Source organism: Deltaproteobacteria bacterium (assembly GCA_016180855.1).
Taxonomy (GTDB): domain Bacteria; phylum UBA10199; class UBA10199; order JACPAL01; family JACPAL01; genus JACPAL01.
The window spans coordinates 1-20780 of the sequence record JACPAL010000013.1 but is presented as its reverse complement, the minus strand read 5'-3'; the positions used below and the strand labels follow the sequence as shown (position 1 = coordinate 20780).

Here is a 20780-nt window from a genome sequence, read left to right as displayed (position 1 = left end):
GGACTAGTGCTGAGCGAGTAATTTCATTGGTTTTTTTGGCTTTTCAGATACGTCATGGTAATTACGAGTCGAAGTACTAAGAAAACTACAGGAAACCTTTTCATACGCGGTGTCGATGGCCTTCTTGCGTGGGGACAATTACTCGAACTTATCCATCTTGTCATTTTGAAACTCCCGATCCGGTTCTTCAGAAACCACCGCTCATTGGCCCCCAGGGACTGCGCATCGATTATCAACATACCTCTGATGCATCCCCCTATGCGACGCTCCTGCTTCACCGAAACCCTGCCCAATCGGTTCTTGTCCTGGAGGGTAACCAGACGGTACCGATCGACAAGTGGCCAATCAGCTTTTTGTATGCCCTTGATCATGCCACAGAACAGACCAATCAGTTCATTCACCAGGCTCCGCAAGCAGAAGCCTCTCTTTTCGCGAGGCATGTCCTCTTTGAGAACTATGAACGATTCATTCAGGCCGCCTTGGCGGGGCATTACCAAAAAAGCCTGCCATTTGGATGTCCGCTCACAACGGAGGAGAAACTCCCCACACTGCCCGCCACTGTAAAACCGATCGATCTCCTCGAAATCAAAGACTACAACAAACGAGAAATGGTATTAATGGGCAATTTTCGTATTTCCGTCATCAGCCAAAGACCCCTCTGGGACGATCAAATAACTAGACTTAAGTACTACCTCCAAACCCTTCCGGAGGAGGTTCAGGAGTATTTCCAAAAGACCCACGCGACCGATCCACTGGCAATCGCCATTGTCTCCCCAGCGGAGTTGGCCCAACTTGCAGAGGTTGAAAGCCACACCGTCAGGCGAGCCGCCTATTCCCGTTACACAAAGATCCTGTATTTCCCGGATAACCTTCTGGTCGATCGACCAACGCCGGAGGCAACCTCCCACTTTCATCACGAATTCTACCACGCCACCTTTGACCGAATCTCCCCCGATTCCTTGAGTTTTGATCTCTGGAATAAAGTGAGTCGGCATGCCCTGGAATCCCGATGGGAGACCCACAATCTCTACGACACCTTCCTGCCACGAACGTTAGCGCAAGTTCTCGTTGATGTCCTGGCGGGGGGAAGTGCGATCGCCTCGCTCGTCCTTGGTGTTCACGTCCTCAGAAAATTTCCAAAGACCCGATACGGCCTTCTGGCCGTTGTCACCCTGGGAGTCCTTTTCTTAGCCTGGGACCAATTGCGTTTTTTTAATGCCAACCGACAGGGACTCATTTCAACAGAATTTCGTCGTCTTCGAGAGAAAGGGGAGGGAGATCTCTATAACTATCAAAACACCGTTTCGGCCTATGCGGGAAGTGATCCGGATGAATTTTCAGCCGAAACGCTGGTCGCTTATTTTCAGACGAAAGAGGATGTCCTAAAAAAAGGATATTACGTTACCGATACCAACCATGGCTTTAAAACGAGAGAAGAGCTCATGCAAAAACACCCCCGTCTCTTTCTCGCCTATGAACTTTTTTTTGCAAAAGATTCCCGCGCGCGATTTGACGCGAAGGCGTTTCAGGAAGACTCCATAATAAAAATCAACGAAGCGCTCCACCAATCTAAGCAGGGAAATCAACGGCCCAATTTGATACAGGCCCGCCGACAGCTCTTTTCAAATCACTTATAGATCCAGCGGTAGGCCTTGTAGTTCCGGTAGATCTTCTTCACATAATCCCTCGTCTCATCATAAGGGATCATCTCAATAAGCTCTTCCTCCTCACTCTCCTTCCGATAGGGGAGCCATCTCTCAATCACTTTTTCACCAGCATTGTAGGCAGCGGCGATTAGATACCACTTTTCATAAAACCGCCGAGAAAGTGTTCCTACATAGTGGAGGGAAAGTTCAATATTGGTCAAGGGATCATAAAGCCAGTCAGGGCGATAATCGCTCCAGTCAGCCTCTTTTGCGAGACGTCGCCCTGTCGCCGGCATAATCTGAAGAAGACCGATCGCTCCGGCCGGTGAAACAACATCCTCCCGATAATGACTCTCCTGACGCATCATCGCATATAAGAACAGAGGATCAACATCCAGGTCAAACTCATCGGCCCTCTTGAAGAGAAACTTCCCGTACGGAAGCGGGTAATCAAGGGTTTCATTCTTCAAGGTATAAACCTTAAAGGAATACCCCTCTTTTTTTCTTCGTATTCTTTTAGGCTCAAAAGGGAGAATCATCCCAGACACCGCCCGCAACCGTCTTCCCTCTATCTGGGCATCTTCCTCGAGTCCCACCGCATAAAGTTCTTCAATCCGCTGCAGAAGAGTCGACAGCCCCATAGAGAAGGTCTCCTTGTGCCACCGGATACGATACCGCCGGGGAGACCACCACTCCCGGAACGCTTTTTTTTCAAACGAAGAGGAAAGGTGTTCCAACGCACGAACGGCATAATAGCTTCTGGGATGACGGAGAACCAGTTCTTTAAAGTTTTCCTTTGCCTCATCCTTCTTTTTCAAATGCTCGAGGGATCGACCTCGCCAATAAAGGCTGAAGGAAGAATCGTTCTCACGCAGATGACCATCAAAGACGTTCAACGCCCTCTCAAAGTGACCTTGTCGATAAAGATTCCAGGCGAGTCTCTCCTGATAGAAAGACCTCTCCTCCACAGAAAGATCGGAGGTCTGTAGCTGTTCAATCGCCTCGACCGCCCTGTCCGGCTCCCCCTTCATTTCATGGAGATAAGCGAGTTTCTTTAGCGTCTCCCACTGAACGTGACTGTCCGAAAATTCCGACCGAATCCTCTCACCCACGGCAATCGCCGTCTCATAATCCTGACTCCGGGAAGCTGAACTGGCGTATCGCTTTAGAAGAGTCAATCTCTCTTCCCCAACGGCTTTCTCGGCCAAGGCCCGATAAAGCTCCTTGGATTCGAAATATCGCTTCGACTCGAAGAAACAGTCGGCCTGTCCCCTCTCTCCGGGAAGATATTCGCATTGAAAGGCAGCCACCTCTTTCAAAAACTCCACGAGTGGAGGACATTTTTCCTCCTGCCCGACCTGGAAGGCGGCAAAACGGCTCCACCGGCTGTCCGGATAATCACGAAGAAGGGTGTCAAAGACCTCGCGGGCCCGTCCACACCGTTTCTCCTCAAGCAGACTTTTCCCCAAGTGGAAAAGAATATAATCACGAAAGGCAACCGGAGCCTCTTGAATCTTTTCGAAATGCCGAGTCGCTTCCTCATGCCGTCCCTTTTGGGTAAGACGGTAGGCCGTTCGAAATTCTTTTTTAACCAACGAATCGATTTCGGCGGACACTGGCAACGATATTAAAACCGTCAGAATAGAAAGGATACGTGTAATCAAGATTTTACAATCTTAGGTGTAATAAAAATCATCAATTCCGTATCGGTCTTGGTCCTCGATTTATGCCTGAAAAAGTAGCCAACAACCGGCACCTTGTGCAGGCCGGGAACACCACGAACCTGATTGGAGGTCCGAACGCGGTAGAGCCCCCCGATCACCGTTGTCGCCCCGTTCCCCAAGAGAACAGTAGTTGAAGCGGTACTGTCAACGACCGCCGGAATTCCGTCAACGGTTCGCGAGAAATCAGCCTCGCTCTGCGTCGCATCAATCTTCATCTTGATAAAATCATCGACCGAAATTTGAGGCGTCACCGTGAGCTCAATACCAGTATCGATCTGCTGAAGTCCCCCGGTGTCACCTGAAGCCGAGGTGCCCCCCGACGTTCCCAGACTGATCGTCGAGGTCGACTTGACATAAATCTTGGTGCCGCTCCGGATCTTTGCCGGCATATTGTTCAGGGTGGTCACCGCCGGTTGGGATAAAATTTTTACGTCCCCTTTTTGTTCCGCTGCGGTGATCTGGGACTCAATATCAAGCCCCGCCACATTACCAATAATAAAACCGATACCGGAAGTCGGACTGGCAGTCCCCAGATTGACATTGAGGGCCGTATCCGTATCTGCACTTTTTCCGACATCTTTTGTCCCGCTCACCTTGAAGTCCCCACCCTGATCTTTCAATCCCCATCGGATGCCGAGCGCTCGCGAAAAATCCCGGGTCGCATCAACAATCCTCGCCTCAATCCGAACCTGCTGGTCTCTTCGGTCAATGACCTCAATCATTTCCCGAATGCTGGCAATGACCGCATCACGATCTTTTACCGTCAACGTGTTGCTTCTTTCATCCGCAATCACCTGTCCACGATCCGATAAAAGAGGTTTGACCGAGTCGACAAGGTTCTTTGCAGTGGCAAATTTCAGGCGGAAATTGGTCGTCAAGAGATCCGTGCCACCGGCAAAATCATCCGGTCGTCCGACCCGGATAATGCCCGACTCAATCGCATACTCGTACCCATTCACGCGTAAAATGGAGCGGATCGCCTGAATGAGATCGACATCATGAAAACTGACCGTTACCTGCCCTAGGAGTCCCTCCGGCGCGATGAGATTCAGGTCGGCGGCACGGGAAAGCAGGCTTAAGGCATCTCTCAATGCCGCGTTTTGAAATTCCACATGAAAAAGACGCGGGATCCCTTTTTCAGTTTTGACGAGATGAGGTAGCTTAAGGGGATATTCAATCCCTCCGTAGGAGAGGATCACCCCATCCTGGGAGATCTCCTTGATGAGATAGCTCCCGAGTTTGTCTCCCACGTTCACCACAAAGTCGGAGAGAAGGGCCATCCGAATTTTTTCGCCCCAAACAACCCCCTGCACGACAACAGTATCTATCTCGAATGCCCCAAGATCACTCTGCCCCGGCTGAAAAGGACTTCGGGGAACGGGGGAAAGAAACTGAGGCCCCCTCTGAAATTCCTCACGGGCAAGATCCGAAAAAGGAGCCGCCTCCAAGGAGAGAGAAAAAAGAAGAAGGATGAGTAAACTGTATCGTTTCATCCGGGGGGCTCCTTTATAATACGATAAAATCGGCAGGAAATTTCTCCTTTAATTCCGCCTCCACGCTCCTCGGAACGACTCAAAATAATATCGGCCACCTGGAAGAGCGCCGGGAATGTTTCAAGCTGCCGAAGATACTGAACAACCCCCCCAAAGGTCCCGCTGGCCTGGAGGATAAAATCGGTCTGGACAATTTTCTGATCTATCTTTTCTGGCTGAAATGAAAACCCCTCTAGACGGGTCCCTTTGAGAAAAGCAGGAGTTGTCAGATGCGATAAAAGGGAGGGGAGATCCTGATAAGGCGCCCCTTGTTCTTTGAACGCCTTTAGTTTCGACTCCTCCAAAGAATCGGCCGGTCGAACCTTGGGAATACGGGGCGTGTTCTTCAGAAATTTCGCCAGGGCATCTCTCTCTATAATCAAGGCCTCCAGACGAGCACGGCGCGTTGCCTGACTTCCCGATTTTAGCGAAAAATGAAACTGGATCAAGAAGAGAAAAAGAGTCGTCAATACCGCAAGAAAGAGAATTCCCTCCCGCTGGGGGGGGGTGTCATTCCATTCCATTTAAAATCCTCCCCACTCTTCGGGAACAGTAACACGGGCGTCAATGGTATAGATGAAAAGACGCCCGTTCCCCCTCTTTTCCTCCTTGGAATCGGTCAAAACAGGTCTCGTAAAATATCTCGACCTTGCGAGTTCCTTCAGAAATCCGGAGACCGATTGCAGGTCGTCCGCCTCCCCCGATAGGAGGAGACCACGACTCATCGCATCTTCCGACCGGACATACGACTTGATACTAACAAGCCAGCTATCCGATGGAATGAGCTTGGCCACCTCTTCCAAAATAAAAGACCAACGAGGCGACCGTTGAAAGAGGCTCCGAAGATGTTCGACTCCTCCCGCCATCGTCCCGGATCCTTTTTCCACTTGGGCCAAAACCTCCTCTTTTTGTTCCCTGAGCTGGTTAACCTCGCTGACAACGGAGGAGATCTCATGATCCAACAACATGAGCGTCAAACCGTGATAGCCAATGATCACACCAAAAAGAGCCCCCCAAACTACCCCCGCCCAGGCAAGAAGCCGGTAGTTCCAGACAACCCACTGTCTCTCCAAAAAATTGATCCGTTGCATCATGGTCGATAAAGGGCAAGTCCGGTTGCCGTCGCATAGCGGCATGGGGCCTCATCAGCAATCTCCCAACCCTGAAAGGGATTCAGACAAGCAACGGACATCCCCAAATTTTTCGAAAGCTCATCAACGAGTCCCGGTTTGGCTCCGCTCCCTCCACAGAGCAGGAGAGTTTCAACTTTCTTCTCCTTGAAGACAAGGGAAAAGGCATCGAGAGATCTCTGGACCTCCACAGCGATATTTCCCTCCGTCTCCTGGATCGGACGTGAGAAGTAAAGCTTCTCCTCGGAGACAACATAAAAACCGGCCGGCCCATTTCCCCAATTAAGAATCCCGTAAAAGACACCCGGTTCCCATTTCATGAAGCGATCCAAAGAGGCGAGAATGGCAACCGGTGTCGGCTCAATCAATACAGGTTTCAGAGAAAGTTTTTTTAAGAGATCACCAAGCCGCGTGACGGCTTCCTTTTTCACGGCATAGACAAGAAGGGCCAACCGATCTGCCTCATTGACTGAATATTCCTCAAGAACCGTATAACGAACCACGTAGTGATCGATCGAATCCTCTACCAGGTCGCGTAACTGCCACTTCACCGCCTCCTTTAAGTCAAAATCCGGCATCTTGGGAAGGTCAGCCCGCCGAATCTTGAGGCTGTTGTCATTCAGACTGCAGGCAACAGGCATTCCAGACAGACCTTCCTTCTGAATCCACTCGCGAAACCGTTCCAGAGAGTTTTGATCCCCACCGTCAATAACTTCAGGGTACTGCCAATGGGTCACATGAACGAGATCTCCCTTGCCTGTCACACGGACCATCCTGCCTCCGGTTGAATCAAGGTCGAGACCGAGAATGACCGAGTTCCGAAAGCGGTCCCAAAAACAGGATTTAAGCTGCAAAAGAAAATCCACCATAATTCAACCGATTGTTACTCCTGTCAGCTCGCGGGTAAAGATTCAATTCTCTCCCGAATCTCAATCATTAACTTTGGATCAACCTGCGGGGAGAGTCCAAGAAACTTCTGGTAATACCCTTTGGCCACACCCTTCTTCCCCTGAGCTTCGGCAATCAATGCCAGGTGAAAATAGGGCTCGGCGTAATCTTGACGAATATCCACTGCCCTTTTGAAGTTGATCTCGGCCTCGATCAGTTTTGCATCACTCAAATAAAGCGCTCCCAGATTGTTGAGCGCCTCCGGATAGTCTCTGCGTAACGCCAAGGCTTTCTGGTACTGCTGGTAGGCCCTGTTTTTTTGCCCCAGTTTTTTCAGGGCAAGGCCCAGATTGTTGTAAGCCTCCGGGTTCTGTGGATCAAGTACCACCCATTTTTCTAAAATCTGCCTCGCCTTTTCCCATTCCCCCTGTTTGAGATGGAGATCGGATTCCTGAATCAGGCGGGGAAGGCTTGTCGCACTTCCAATGCCAAGAGGCGTGTTCAGAGAAGGAGGGACTGAAACAACGGATGGCACTTTTTCCGAGAACCATCGGAGGTAGACAAGATAGCCAAGTCCGATCAGGACCAACGCCATCAAAACAATAACCCTTTTTCCGATCTTCGATGGGGACTCCGGGCTATCGACAAACGCCTCTCCCTCAATACCCTTTCCCCCCTCCTTTTCCATCTCCGCCTTCTTCAACGCCTGGTGTAATAAAGACATACTAAAATCTCCCCCTGATCATGGAAATCAGTTTTCCGTGAGGCTTAACCCAGGATTTATCGTTCAATTCATGGAAAGCGATCTCCACAATTTTTTTGGTGATCATATGGGTCTCCCGCGTGTAAGCTGCTAAAAGGGTCAGCTCGCACAGTGTGTTGATGAGCCGGGGAATGCCGGAAGTGTAGTTATGAATTCTTTCGAGTGCCTCCGGATTAAAGACAAGACAGCACTTGGGAGATGCCTTTCTGATACGATGCAAGATATAGGCTTGTGTCTCAGATCGGCTTAAGGGGCCTAAAAAGTAGCGGATCTGGATTCTTTGGCGAAGCTGCCGCAATGCCTCCTGATTCAATTTTGAATCCAACTCAGGCTGGCCAACCAGGATGATCTGAAGAAGCTTGTGTGTCTCCGTCTCCAGATTTGAGAGGAGACGAACCATCTCAAGTGCCTCTAGAGAGAGGTTCTGGGCCTCATCAATAATGACCGCCGCAATTTTCCCCTTTCGATCTGTCTCAAGTAAAAAATGATTGAGGAGGCCGATCTGTTCCTGAATAGAGACCGCCGATCCCGTATCGAGTCCAAAATCACGGGTAATCGACTGTAGAAGCTCCAGGGTCGAGATGAGGGGGTTGATGATGAGGGCCGTCTCGACCTTCTCTTCCATACTGTTTAATAACTGACGAATGGAGGTCGTCTTGCCGGTCCCTACTTCACCGGTCAAGACCATGAAACCACGCCGCTCTCTTATCCCGTATCGAAGGGTCTCAATCGCCGCCTCATGCTGAGGAGAGGGATAGAGAAAGCGCGTGTCGGGAGTAACATCAAACGGCCTTTCCGAAAAAGAAAAGAAATCGAGATACACACCCCCCCCTTTACGCTGTGTGTGATTATAGCTATTTTTTCAAATAGTTAAAGTGTCTTTAATGAATTAACAAGAAGAATGTGGGCAGCGACTCAAGGTAAAATTCACCTCTTTCTCACTCCCATCCCCAAAGTAGAGTGTCAGACGAAAGCTCCTGTTGTTTCTCATGTCGACCCCAAACCAGATATCCTTTAGCTTGTATTGTTGGTTCCTGATCATTGTGGCATTAATGAGATCAATCTTTGTATCCGATCTGACATTCGGAGGGGCATCATAAAGGCGGCTCTGACTCACGGAGCTGAGTCTCACCTTGGTAAAGTTTTCCCCTTGATCCGGAGACCAGGAGAGTTTCATCTTGTCCAAAACTACCTCCTGACCGCATTTCTTGACGAGCCAGATCCTCGCCAGCTCACGCCCGCTGTAATGGGTGTGCGACTGTGAGGTGTCAATATCAAGACAGCCGGCCTGACGGGGAAGATCGACAACATGCTGGACAAGCGCCTCTCCAACCGAGGCCGACACACGAAGGGAACGGCCACTCTGAGCCACCTGGAAAGCGCCGGGTCCAAAGCGGACCGAACCGGTCACCGGGCTACGACCTTCATAGATTTTTTTCATCGCATACTCGATCCCGGCCTGATTTACAAAGTTCGCCCGATCCTGATCAATATGATCAATTCGTAGAGAGTAGGAGGTCGTTACAAGAGAAGTGATCGCCAGACCAAAAATACCAAGCACGGTCATCAAGCCGACAAAGGCGAGAATGGAAAATCCTCTCTCGTCATACACAAACCTTTTCTTCTCAATCATCATCCGGTGTGAAGGTATAACTTTCCGCACTCCCATCCCCCATAATAAAACTGATGGTAAACGTCTTCCCTTCCATGTCGTTGGTAAACTTGATCTCGTTAAAATTGTTGTTATTGCCTCCGTTCATGATGTAGTCCGCCAACTCCGCTACCTGCCCTGAGGGGACCGGGGGATTGTCATAGATGGTAGAACTTTCCACGCGAACCTTTTGAAGCCCCTCCGTACCAGGATTACTCCATGAAATATTGATCTTATCCAGAACGGTCTGTTCCAAACAGATCTTCTGGAACTGAATATGGCTGAGTTTTTCGTTATCGATTTCAGCATGTGTCAGATCAAATTCAGTGCAATCGGCGTGCGAGGGACTTGTGACACTGTGGACGGCCTGGGAAGTGCTGTAAGTCCCGGTGACCGTTACCTGGCGTCCCGCCCGGCTGATCGTGAAATTTCCCCCACCAAAATTAATACCCGGGGGATCGACTACAGGATTGGCTCCCTCATATATTTTGCGCATCGCATACTCGATCCCGGCTTGGGTCACATAAGAGGTCCGGTCATAAAAATACTGATCCCGATAGATCTCCTTGGAGTTTGAAACGACGGAGGCAACCGCTAATCCAAGGACGGAGAGAAGCACCATAACGGCAATGGCGGCCAAAGCCGAGAGACCTTTTTCACTGAAAGTTGTCATAAAGGTAATTCCTTGGAAAAACGTCGGTACGCAGTGAAAGACGCCCTGCCTCTACAGACTCAGTCACGAGTTCCAGATGAATCCGGCGAACCTGTGGGGCCGCCTCTGTTTCATTACCGTTGTCACGATAATAGGTAAAGGTGAGGCGTGTGATATCCTCTGCCAAGATATCGTTTCCACGATAAAGCCTTCCCCCTTCCAGACGAAAATCGGTCTCCACCATATTGGGATCACGAAAGGCAATCCGGTCGGGCGCCGCATGGGTCACTTCCCTTAATCGTTCCAACTCCTTTTGCATCCTGACCAGTGCCGTTCGTGCCTGATGGACCGTCTCTGTACGAGAGGTAACAAGCCGATAGGCATCAACCCCCCGCCCCATCAGAAAACCCGAAACGGCAACGACAATCGTGATCAACGTCATTGCCAGGACCAATTCAACAAGGGTAAAGCCTTTTGAGTTTATTCGTTCCATTTTGTTAAGAGAGTCTCCAAGGAGACATTATTGCCACCAGGCCAGGCAACGCTGACATTGACCCTTTTATAGCCAGACCGGTTTTCGAGAGTGCTTAAATCCGAGGCCCTTACCTCCTGGATGGTAATTGTACGGCTGAAAGGGGCATAATCGCCCGTAAAGTTCTCAATGGCCGGATAGTTGGCGGAGTTCACGTAGTCATAGCCGAACATCTTTTTATCGAAGGTAAGTCGTTCCAGACGTTCACGTGCCAGTTGTGTTGCCTGGATGGCACGATCGGTCGTAAATGACGAGCTGACACTCCCCTGAAAAAGATTCATGACCCCAAAGAGGCCGACACCAATCACCAAAACCGCCAAAACTGCCTCAATGAGGGTAAATCCATGCTGTTTGTCTCTCATGGTATCACCGTAATGTGGCCTGTATTCGGCGAGATCGCCAGTCTCCTTGTCTGACTCCCGTTGACAAGGGTGAGCCCCCCTCCGCCCCCTCCCAAAACGGGTTGCCCCATCGGATCAAATTCCAGAAGAAAATTGTTGGCAACCTCTGTTTTCCCAAAACGGATTAGATCTTCCGAAAAATTTTGACGGGTGAGAGGATCGAGAATCGGAATACCAACGCTCCCGCGGTAGAGAACATAAGAGCCGCCGGAAACAAAATTTATCCCATGATTGACCCCGCGGCTCATCGCGAGCGACTGTGCGTAGAGTATGTCGCTTTCTATTTTCCGGCTCGCAGCATCGATCCCACTAGGAGAGGGTGTAAACCTCGGTATCACAGCAACTGCAAGAAGAGCTGCCAGGGCAATCACTAAAACCAACTCCAAGAAAGTGAACCCCCGCACTCCTCACACACCCCCTCCCCTCAACATTCGAGACCTTGAGACCTAAAGACAAGGCCGTTACTACTGGAACGTTCCCGCAGCAGTCGTATAGGTAAAGGTCGAACTCGTCGGCGTGTGGGTGTAGGTCCCATCCGCATTGCGTGTCCAGTTTCCATCCTGGATCCCTTGTTCCAGCACATTTCCGAAACAGGGATTGGTTGTATTGCAGGCCCCTGCTGAGGCGCTGTCCAAGGCTGTCGGATAGCTCCCTGAATTTCCCTGTACCAGATCGTTCGCCCTCCACAACGCAATGCCCGACCTGACACTACCGACCACACCCTCGCGAGCCGCCGTCTGGGCACCAGTACTCATGTTGAAGAACCGCGGTAAGGCCACAACCGCAAGAATGCCCAGAAGGGTGATCACAAGGATCAGTTCGATCATCGTAAAACCTTTCTCCCCCTTCGTCATAACCCCCTCCTTTCGATCGATTGAACTCATGGGACACATAATAAAAACCAACCTCCTTTCTTTTTATAATGCAATATACTGTAAATTATACTTATTTTTGATTATTAGTAAATTATATTCTTTATTGATAAAAAATTACGCGTGTAGTTTTATAATTAGTTGATTTATTTTACTATTTGTGTCATATTCCATATTGGAAGGAAGATTGCGAGCGCAAAAAGCCCGACCATTCCAAAGACAATAATGAGTAGAAGAGGCTCCAAAAGGGTCGACAGGTTCTTTACAGTGTGCCCCACTTCCGTGTCGTAGTGATGTCCAATACTCTCCATCATCTCGTCCAGGGCGCCTGACTTTTCACCCGCCGCAACGGCCTCCATCACAACGGGGGTAAAATAGGAACAGAGGCCCATTGCCTCAGCCAAGCTACGCCCCCTTGTTAATTCGGTACGTAACCGCTGGATATCCCGCCCAAACGCCCCATTCTCAATCGTCCCCTCAACAATCTCGAGGGCCCGGATCACAGGAAGGCCGCTTCGATAGAGGGCAGAGAAAATGTGGCAGAATCTTGCGTTAGCGACGCGCAAGGCGAGGGGGCCAAAAACTGGCAGCTTGAAAGCAATCTCCCCCAACCTTAACCTCCCCCTCGCTGTTTTCTGATACCAGTGAAACAGGGAATAGCCTCCAAAAATCACGGCGGCCAATAAAAACCAGTAATGAACAAAAAAGGAGCTGGCTCCCATTAAAAACAGGGTAGGCCACGGAAGGGAGACATCCATGCTGCTGTAAAATGTTGCGAATTTTGGGACCACAAAAATCATGAGGACGGTCGTTGCTAGAATAAGAACCCCAATGACAATCTTGGGATAAAGGGTAGCCGATTTGACCGAGGCATGGATCTCTCGCTCCTTTTCCAGGAGAAGACCGAGGTGCTCCAGTGATTTGTCGAGGATCCCCGCCTCTTCTCCAGCCCCCAGCATGTTAACATAGAGATCTCGAAACAAACTGGAATGCTTGGAAAACGCCTTCGCCAAAGTAGAACCTCCAGCAATATCCGCGCGAATCTTCAGAAGAACTTCGCGAAAGCTCTTGTTCCGGCACTGCTTGATCAGCGCTGTCAGGATGGCATCCATCCCAAGCCCTGCTTTAAAAAGCGTCTGAAATTGCCGGGTAAAGACGATCAACTCCTCCGAACGGATTTTTCTTTGGAACTTGAGCGAGAATGACGGAAAACGAAACCGGGATGAAACCTCGCGAATGAGGACCGGAATCAACCCTTGATCCGTTAATCTGGCCAAGAGATCCGATTCCTTCAGAACTTCAAGGTGTCCTGTGATGAGCGAACCATGCAGATCCCTGGCACGGTAGTAAAAGAGCCCCATGCGTCTTCTCCTTAGCAGTCCGTTGACAAACCCCTTTTCACCGAAGGATGGTGAGAAAGGCCCAGCGGTTCGACAAGCTCACCGTCCTGAGCGAAGTCGAAGGAATGCAAGGCGCCCGCGAGGCCGTAACCGGAGCGTACTTTCGTGGTACGTGAGGATTGCGGACGAAGCGGGCAACGCAGCAAATGGGTCTTTGTCAACATCCTGTTAGTCCTCCTGAACCACCCTCAAGACCTCATCTAACGTCGTGACCCCCTTGACGATCTTCTCAATACCATCATCCAGCATCGATCGAATTCCTGCGGAGCGGATCTCCTTTTCAATCTGATCCTCCTTCGCCCCATCGGCAATGAGCTGAAGGATCTTTCCACGAACAGGCACCAATTCAAAAATTCCGACACGTCCGCTGTAGCCAGAAAGATGGCATTCAGGACACCCTTTGCCTCGGAACATCGTCTCAATCTTCCCTTTAAAAAAGTGAGGCGGACCCTGATCGGAAGAGGGGACCTCTTCGCGACAACTTGAACAGATCTTGCGGACTAGTCGCTGGGCAAGAACTCCGACGAGGGAAGAAGAAAGAAGAAAGGATTCTACCCCCAGATCATTCAAGCGGGAAATCGCTCCTGCAGCCGTATTGGTGTGAAGTGTGGTTAAAACCAAATGCCCCGTAATGGCGGCTCGAACCGAAATTTCAGCCGTCTCACGATCCCGGATTTCACCCAACATGATGATATCCGGATCCTGCCTGAGAATGGCGCGGAGGGCAGAAGCAAAGGTGATCCCTGCCTTGGTATTGATCTGGGCCTGGCTGACTCCGGTTATCTCACGCTCCACAGGATCCTCAATGGAAACAATATTTTTTTCCGGTGAATTAAGCCGTTCGAGCGCCGCATAAAGCGTCGTCGACTTTCCTGAACCGGTGGGCCCGGTCACCAAAAAGATACCATGGGGACGACTGATCAGTTCGGAGAAAATTTTTCTCTCATGTTCGGAAAAACCAAGCTCTTCAATCCCGATTTTTTCAGAAGTGGCCAGGAGTCGAAGGACCACCTTTTCCCCATGGATTGTTGGATAGGTTGAAACACGAAGGTCAATCGGTTTTCCGCCAACCTTGATCCGAACGCGCCCATCCTGAGGGCTCCGCCGTTCCGCAATATCCAGACCTGAAATAATCTTGATACGGGAGACAATCGGCAGATGCATCTCACGCGCATAACGGGCCTTTTCCTCCAGAAGACCGTCAACACGGTAACGAACGATAAGATCTTTCCGGCGCGGCTCAATATGAATATCGGACGCCCTCTCCGTATAAGCCCCAACAATCACTTCATTGACGACCTGAACCACACGGGATCCTACCGCTATCTCCTCAATCTTTTTCTCTTCATCAGGATGAACATAATCATCCTCCGAACTGATTCGTCCCATGGAGGACTCAAGCGAGACGTCCTTGCCGGACCTTCGGGCATGATAGATCCGATGCAGGGTCTCCTCGATCTCATCCGAGGAGGCCAATACTGGCCTTACCTCTGCGCGAAAAGAATGCCGAAGATCCTCGATCGCCTGCAGGTTAAGGGGATCCGACATCGCTACCACCACCTCAATTCCTTCCCTTCTCAAGGGGATCAAATGATGTCGTTTGGCCAGATGATAGGGGAGCTCGTTCGCCACCTGGGTATCAATCGGACATTTCTTTAGCGAGACATAGGGGATAGAAAGATACTTGGCGAGATGGCGCAGGAGCTGCGCCTCACTGATAAAACCTTTCCGGACGAGAACCTGGCCCAAATCTTCTCCAAGATCTTCGTGACGAACCCTTGCGACCGCAACCTGATCGGGGGTTAACACCCCCTCTTTGAGCATCCCTTGAACCAGCTGCTCCATCAGATTAGGACTAATGGAAGTCTCCACAACGGCTGATTATATCTGAAAAAACTCCCGTAATCAATTTTGCTTTATATAAAATTTATTATTTGATAACATGGGGTTCCATTTAAAATATGGCTGATTTTCTCAAAATGGTTTTAGACAAGGGTGCTTCTGACCTCCATTTGGTCCCCGGAAGTCCCGCACAACTGCGAATTGATGGGAGACTGAGATCGGCCTCCGATAGTCCGTTGTCGCCCAAAGAGGTTTATGATTTTTGCATCAATTTTTTGAGCGCTGAGGAGATTGAACTGCTGGCCTCTAGAAAGGAATATGATTTTGCCTTGGAGCCCCCATCGGGCGGACGATTTCGTGTGAATCTCTATCGAGAAAAGGGTCTCCTCGCAGGGGCCTTTCGGCCGATCCCGGAGAAAATTCCGAGTTCCGAAAAGCTGGGACTCCCCGCTTCGGTTCTGGACCTTACGTCCCTCCCCCGAGGACTCGTCTTGGTCACAGGTCCGACCGGTTCAGGAAAGTCGACGACGCTCGCCGCCATGATCAACAAGATCAACATGGAACAACCGCTTCATATCATCACGATTGAAGACCCGATTGAATTTGTCCATGAGCACAAGAAATCGGTCGTGAGCCAGAGGGAGATCGGGCGTGACTCTGCCAATTTCTCCGACGCCCTGAAATATGTGTTACGGCAAGATCCCGATGTCATTCTCGTTGGCGAGATGCGCGACCTTGAAACCGTCGCCGCCGCCATTACCATCTCGGAAACCGGTCATCTGGTCTTCGCGACACTCCATACCAATTCCGCCGTTCAGACGATCAACCGTATTATTGATGTATTTCCTCCACACCAACAACCCCAGATCCGAACACAGCTCTCCTTCATTCTGGAAGGGGTTGTCTCACAACAACTCATCCCCAAAATAGGAGGGGGGCGGGTATTGGCGATGGAGATCATGATCCCGACCCCTGCCATCCGCCATCTGATACGCGAAGATAAGATCCACCAGATCGCGGCACAGATGCAGATGGGGCAGGAAGGGACACGAATGCAAACGATGGACCAGTGTTTGTCGGAGCTCGTTAAGCAAAAGGTGGTTTTAAGGGAGGAGGCGGAGGCGTACGCCTACAACCTGGAAGAATTTCAACGTTTCTTAAGCCCCGTAAAAACGGCAAAATTTCATTCCTTGTCAAAAACAGGAGTCTGACCATGCCAAAACTAAGAGAGTTGCTTCAAGTCATGATTGAACGCCGTGCGTCTGATCTCCATATAGGGAGCGGTTCTCCTCCCCAGATCCGGGTAGATGGTGAGTTGGTCGCACTGGAATCCCCTCCACTGACCCCTGAAGAGTCAAAGAGTCTCTGCTATGAATTTCTGACCCCTGAACAGGTCAAGCGGTTCGAGGCAGAGATGGAATTGGATACCTCTTTTTCGGTCGGCGGTGTTTCCCGTTTTCGGGCGAATCTCTACAGGAACAAGGAGGCAATCGCCGGAGCCTTCCGGGCGATCCCATTCGGCATACCTCCTCCAGACCGCCTCGGCATTCCGGCAGCGGCCCTGGAACTGGTAAAGAAACCCCAAGGACTGATCCTTGTGACAGGTCCTACCGGATCCGGAAAATCAACGACGCTTGCCTCACTCTTGGATCAGATCAATTCAACACGTCATGCTCATATCGTAACCGTTGAGGATCCGATTGAATTCACGCACGATCCCAAAAAATCATTTATCTCACAGAGGGAGGTTGGTCAGGACACCAAAAACTTTTCCGAGGCATTGAAGCATGTCCTGCGGCAGGATCCGAATGTCATCCTGATCGGAGAGCTCTGGGATCTGGAATCAATAGCCGCGGCCCTCACGATTGCGGAAACGGGCCATCTGGTTTTTGCGACCCTTCACACGAACGGGGCCGTACAGACCGTCAACCGGATTATTGATGTCTTTCCACCACATCAGCAGGCACAGATCAGAACCCAGCTCTCTTTTATTCTTGAAGGGGTCCTTTCCCAGCTTCTGATCCCCAAGGTGGGCGGTGGGCGGGTTCTGGCGACAGAGATTTTGATACCAAACCTTGCCATCCGTAATCTTATCCGGGAAAACAAGGTGCAACAGATTCAGAGCATGATGCAGACCGGCCAACAGGAGAGTGGCATGCTGACGATGGACCAATCGTTGGCATCTCTCGTTCAAAAGAAGCTGATCTCACCGGAGAATGCGTTGGCAAGGGCATCGGATCCAGCGCAGTTGAAGAGGCTCTGCCAGCTCAGCTAAAACGAAGTCCCCAGTTCAACGATGAGGACACCATTCTGGGCCGCCCCACCCGTCAAGGGATCACTCAAATTACCAAGACGCCCACGGTTCGTCACGATAAGTCCGTACCCGAGCCGACCTTGTATCGGCATAAAATAGCCCAAGACAAATTCGGCCCGAAGCTCGGCACCAACGCCCAACATTGGTCTGAAACTGTTTCCGGAGCGGGCATAGATATCGCCCAGATCGGCAAAGAGTGCCATATGACCGGCATTCATCGCGAGAGGGAGCGTTCCAAACCCACGTTCCAGATAAAACAGTGGAATCCGATATTCCGCGGAGGCGACCCAGGCCCGATCCTGTGAAAAGGAGACAAGGGGAAGGCCGCGCAGGGTAAAAACCCTCGTTGAGGAACCGGCAAACGGGCTCTCACCCAGCGACCCACCTAACCCGAAGTTCCCTTGAGCAAGTTCATCACCAAGGGTGACCCCTCCGGCCCCTCGCAGCGCAATGACGTGATGAGCCCCCAGATGGAGGTAGTTCCGCAGATCCCCCCAAAAGACCTGCTGTTCAAGGTTTTCATCAGTGCCGAAAATACGGGCGGCCAATTCTCCGTTGAGGGTCAATGAGTATCCCTCTTCTACACTGATCGCCGCGCGTGTCTGTTCCTTGCTGGCAATCCGATAACGCGCCGAGACGCCAGCATAGTGTCCAAGGGTTAGAAGTCTGAAGGCAGGATCAAGTCCCGATTCCTCACTCCGATTTTCAAAAAAGTAACTTAAGGAGAATCGCTGTTTCCCAACCGGAAAACTGACGCCCCCAAAGCCCCTCAACCTTTTTTCAAAATAATCGCTCGTCGTCTGTGTGATATTTCCAAAATGAACGCTGTAGAAAGACGACCCCGCAAAAAAGGAGGGGTAGAACCGATTGTAGCTGTAGGCAAGATCGTAACCCAAAAACTGGTTGTCGCTCCGGAACGTCCCGGTCCCTTGCCAGTAATGACGCACAAGGGGATCGAAATTGTCCACCGTGGCCGAAAAGAAAAAGGCGTTATCGATAAAAGCGGCGCTCGGAACGAGGTAGCGCGGAATGAGAAGGGTAGGGAAGGGGGAGTAAGATCTCGCCTGGGATAGCGCCCCCCTTCCACTATCGGAATTGTTATTAACCTTCTCCCCTCTTACCCTAAGAGGGGGGAGTGAAGTTACTTCCTTTATTAAAGGGGAAGTTATCGAAAGCGACCGAATCTCAAAACCCCGCCCATTATAGTATTGAAAGGCAACCTGACCGTCGGGAGAGACTGTTGGATTAAAGGCCCCCGTCAGAACATTGGTTATCTGGCTTGTATGGCCACTGGCTAAATCATATCGATAGATATTCGGTATTCCGCTGCGGTCCGACGAGAAATAGACGGACTCTCCATTACCCCAGGCAGGGGAGGTATCCATCGCCACATCGTTGGTAATCCGTTTCTGGTCGTTGTTTTCCGTATTGATGAGCCAAATATCCCGTTCTCCTTTTTCATGGATAGAAACGGCGACCCACTTTCCATCGGGTGACCAACGCGGGTTGTTATATTCACGCGCAAGATCCTGTTCGGACAGCTTTGGCCTTTCCTCAAACTCCTTCTTTTCCAGATCAAAAAAGGCCAACCGGGATCTCCCTGTCTCCTGTACCACGCAAACGATTTTCTTGCCGTCCGGCGAGAAGTCGGGATCTCGAACCCTTTTCCCCTTTGTTAATTGTTTTGATTTTCTCGTCTTAAGATTAAGAAGGTGCAGATCGGAATACTCATAATAACGTTTGTGTTTGCCGGAACGGGCATAAACCAGCGACTCACCATCCGGCGCCAGATCAAACTGCGCCACTTTTTTCTTTCGGAGATAATGATTAACCTCATCCGTCTTGAGATCATGGATCCTCAACTCCGGATAGTGATGAAGAGAGTCGTAATAATAGATCATTTTCTGTTGATCCGCAGAAAAAAGGGGACGTTCGAGACTTTCTCCTCTCTTGAGGGGGGGCCACGATTCCCCCTCACGAAGTCCCATCTTTTCAGTCACCTCCCTGACGGAGGCGTACCGTTTTGAGAGAGCCGCCCTCCACTCCGCCCACAATTCATAAAAACTTTTCCCAAAAACCTTTCTGGCCTTGTTGTTTAATGAAAAGAGCCAGAGGGAGCGTCCATACCGATGACTGAACTCTGTAATCTTTTCAGTCCCGTAGGTATCAGCGAGATACTGCCAAAAGCCGACACCGTAGAGATACATTGCCCGCCAGGCAGGCCAGGAATATTGAGTCCCCGCCATCTCATCAAGGTGGAGAAATTGATCATTAAATATATCGGTCCTCAGGACCATGTCGGTATAAGTGGATCGGCCACGGCCACGGCTGGTTTCAACGGTCTCAAAATAGGTTGCCATCCCTTCGACAACCCATCCAGGAGCCACCCCGTTGGGGGCAATCAATTTTCCAAAGAGAAATTGGAGCGCCTTGGCCGGGTAACGGGTGTCACTGATATGAATGATGTGGGTGAATTCGTGGGTGAAAAGCTCGCGAAGCCATTCGTCGTAATCACCAATGACCGTATCCGGGGTGGGAGAGGCGATCCGGAGCGACACATGATTGTAAGGAAGGACCGTTGCAAAGCCGTTGGCGGCATCATGGTTATCCGCCAAAATGAGGTGCGTCCGACCCCAAGGCCGGGCATCAAATCGCTCAGAAAGTATTTGATAAACCTCCTCTGCAATAACCGTCATCCGCTCCGCAACCACCTCAAGCCCCTTGTGATAGTGGATAAAAAAATGTTCCGTCGTAACGGTGCGCCACTCAAGAGAAGGATCGTAGGTAGCCGCTTGAAGAGGAGTCGAGAGAAGAACAAAAAAGAGAATCTGTTTTAGAAAAGGCCTCCCCCGAGGTTTCATGGAGAGGGCATCATAACTTTCTTTTTGGATCGGATCAATCAAATTGGCAGGAGGTCTCTACTGAGAGAGGGTACCGGTTGTTGTCACCGGACCACAGGGAAAGGAGAAAACGGAACAGTCACCTGAGTTAACCGTTATACTCAAAGAGAGGGTTCCACCTGCCAATGGAGAAATCGAACAGGCCTGGGTCCATGTCTGCGTATAAGTGCATCCCATAGCTGAGGTAACACCAGAAAGAGTAAACGTGCATGAGTTGCCCGATTTTGATCCTGTTCCCGTTAAACTATTAGGGCCGGTAAGTGAAAAACCGGTGGAGGTCTGATTTGAGATTGGTAGAGTAACACCGCTCACAGCATTAAAATTCGCAGATCCACAAGCCACAGATGATCTTGCCCAGGTCATAGAGGACGGCAGATTATTGCTGCAATCACTCGCACAGGTACCCGTTGTCTCCCCTCTAGCCGCCTGACAGCTCCCATCCCCACAATAACCGCCGCCTCCTGCAACACTCCCGCAATCCGACGGACAGTTCGTCGGTGACTCCGAGCCGTTGCAAAGGGCATCCCCGCAGA

At 50.6% G+C, this 20780-nt stretch carries 19 protein-coding genes; 3 read left to right on the top strand and 16 right to left on the bottom strand.

The window, feature by feature from the left end; all coding sequences use genetic code 11:
• Window positions 1-128 precede the first annotated feature (128 nt).
• Entirely contained in the window at window positions 129-1637 is a 1509-nt protein-coding gene (locus tag HYT77_07125; GenBank protein ID MBI2067767.1) for a hypothetical protein, read from the top strand.
• Here the strand turns inward: HYT77_07125 and HYT77_07120 are convergent.
• From HYT77_07120 to HYT77_07050, 15 genes are all read right to left on the bottom strand, one after another.
• Window positions 1628-3241: a transglycosylase SLT domain-containing protein gene (locus HYT77_07120; GenBank protein MBI2067766.1), complete on the bottom strand. Its 1614-nt coding sequence runs from the start codon at window positions 3239-3241 to the stop codon at window positions 1628-1630. The two genes, HYT77_07125 and HYT77_07120, sit on opposite strands and share 10 nt — an antisense overlap.
• A 65-nt stretch (window positions 3242-3306) precedes the next feature.
• On the bottom strand, window positions 3307-4863 hold the full coding sequence (locus tag HYT77_07115) for a hypothetical protein (protein ID MBI2067765.1): 1557 nt from the start codon (window positions 4861-4863) through the stop codon (window positions 3307-3309).
• A complete protein-coding gene (locus HYT77_07110) occupies window positions 4860-5426 on the bottom strand; it encodes a hypothetical protein (protein ID MBI2067764.1) in 567 nt (188 codons plus the stop codon). Before HYT77_07110 ends, HYT77_07115 begins: the two co-directional genes overlap by 4 nt.
• On the bottom strand, window positions 5427-5996 hold the full coding sequence (locus tag HYT77_07105) for a PilN domain-containing protein (protein MBI2067763.1): 570 nt from the start codon (window positions 5994-5996) through the stop codon (window positions 5427-5429).
• Window positions 5993-6901, bottom strand: a complete 909-nt coding sequence (gene pilM, locus HYT77_07100) for a pilus assembly protein PilM (GenBank protein ID MBI2067762.1) — start codon at window positions 6899-6901, stop codon at window positions 5993-5995. The genes HYT77_07105 and pilM overlap by 4 nt, the downstream gene beginning before the upstream one ends.
• A 23-nt stretch (window positions 6902-6924) precedes the next feature.
• On the bottom strand, window positions 6925-7644 hold the full coding sequence (locus HYT77_07095) for a tetratricopeptide repeat protein (GenBank protein ID MBI2067761.1): 720 nt from the start codon (window positions 7642-7644) through the stop codon (window positions 6925-6927).
• 1 nt (window position 7645) lies between these two features.
• Window positions 7646-8506: an AAA family ATPase gene (locus HYT77_07090; GenBank protein MBI2067760.1), complete on the bottom strand. Its 861-nt coding sequence runs from the start codon at window positions 8504-8506 to the stop codon at window positions 7646-7648.
• Window positions 8507-8572: 66 nt separating this feature from the next.
• Window positions 8573-9346: a hypothetical protein gene (locus HYT77_07085; GenBank protein MBI2067759.1), complete on the bottom strand. Its 774-nt coding sequence runs from the start codon at window positions 9344-9346 to the stop codon at window positions 8573-8575.
• On the bottom strand, window positions 9309-10007 hold the full coding sequence (locus HYT77_07080; protein MBI2067758.1) for a hypothetical protein: 699 nt from the start codon (window positions 10005-10007) through the stop codon (window positions 9309-9311). The genes HYT77_07085 and HYT77_07080 overlap by 38 nt, the downstream gene beginning before the upstream one ends.
• Window positions 9991-10479: a prepilin-type N-terminal cleavage/methylation domain-containing protein gene (locus HYT77_07075; GenBank protein ID MBI2067757.1), complete on the bottom strand. Its 489-nt coding sequence runs from the start codon at window positions 10477-10479 to the stop codon at window positions 9991-9993. The genes HYT77_07080 and HYT77_07075 overlap by 17 nt, the downstream gene beginning before the upstream one ends.
• Complete coding sequence (locus tag HYT77_07070) at window positions 10467-10880, bottom strand: prepilin-type N-terminal cleavage/methylation domain-containing protein (protein MBI2067756.1); 414 nt, start codon at window positions 10878-10880, stop codon at window positions 10467-10469. Before HYT77_07070 ends, HYT77_07075 begins: the two co-directional genes overlap by 13 nt.
• Complete coding sequence (locus tag HYT77_07065) at window positions 10877-11323, bottom strand: prepilin-type N-terminal cleavage/methylation domain-containing protein (GenBank protein ID MBI2067755.1); 447 nt, start codon at window positions 11321-11323, stop codon at window positions 10877-10879. The genes HYT77_07070 and HYT77_07065 overlap by 4 nt, the downstream gene beginning before the upstream one ends.
• 60 nt (window positions 11324-11383) lie before the next feature.
• The gene (locus HYT77_07060) at window positions 11384-11773 is read right to left on the bottom strand and encodes a type II secretion system protein (GenBank protein ID MBI2067754.1); all 390 of its coding nucleotides are present in this window, start codon (window positions 11771-11773) and stop codon (window positions 11384-11386) included.
• A gap of 164 nt (window positions 11774-11937) precedes the next feature.
• The gene (locus HYT77_07055; GenBank protein MBI2067753.1) at window positions 11938-13152 is read right to left on the bottom strand and encodes a type II secretion system F family protein; all 1215 of its coding nucleotides are present in this window, start codon (window positions 13150-13152) and stop codon (window positions 11938-11940) included.
• Between the two features lie 207 nt (window positions 13153-13359).
• Window positions 13360-15063, bottom strand: coding sequence for a type II/IV secretion system protein (locus tag HYT77_07050; protein ID MBI2067752.1), 1704 nt, complete (start codon window positions 15061-15063; stop codon window positions 13360-13362).
• Between the two features lie 89 nt (window positions 15064-15152).
• Here HYT77_07050 and HYT77_07045 point away from each other — a divergent pair, with 89 nt between their 5' ends.
• Window positions 15153-16244, top strand: a complete 1092-nt coding sequence (locus HYT77_07045; GenBank protein MBI2067751.1) for a type IV pilus twitching motility protein PilT — start codon at window positions 15153-15155, stop codon at window positions 16242-16244.
• A gap of 2 nt (window positions 16245-16246) precedes the next feature.
• Window positions 16247-17308, top strand: a complete 1062-nt coding sequence (locus tag HYT77_07040; protein MBI2067750.1) for a type IV pilus twitching motility protein PilT — start codon at window positions 16247-16249, stop codon at window positions 17306-17308.
• Here HYT77_07040 and HYT77_07035 read toward each other — a convergent pair.
• A complete protein-coding gene (locus HYT77_07035; GenBank protein ID MBI2067749.1) occupies window positions 17305-20208 on the bottom strand; it encodes a PD40 domain-containing protein in 2904 nt (967 codons plus the stop codon). The two genes, HYT77_07040 and HYT77_07035, sit on opposite strands and share 4 nt — an antisense overlap.
• Between the last annotated feature and the right edge of the window lie 572 nt (window positions 20209-20780).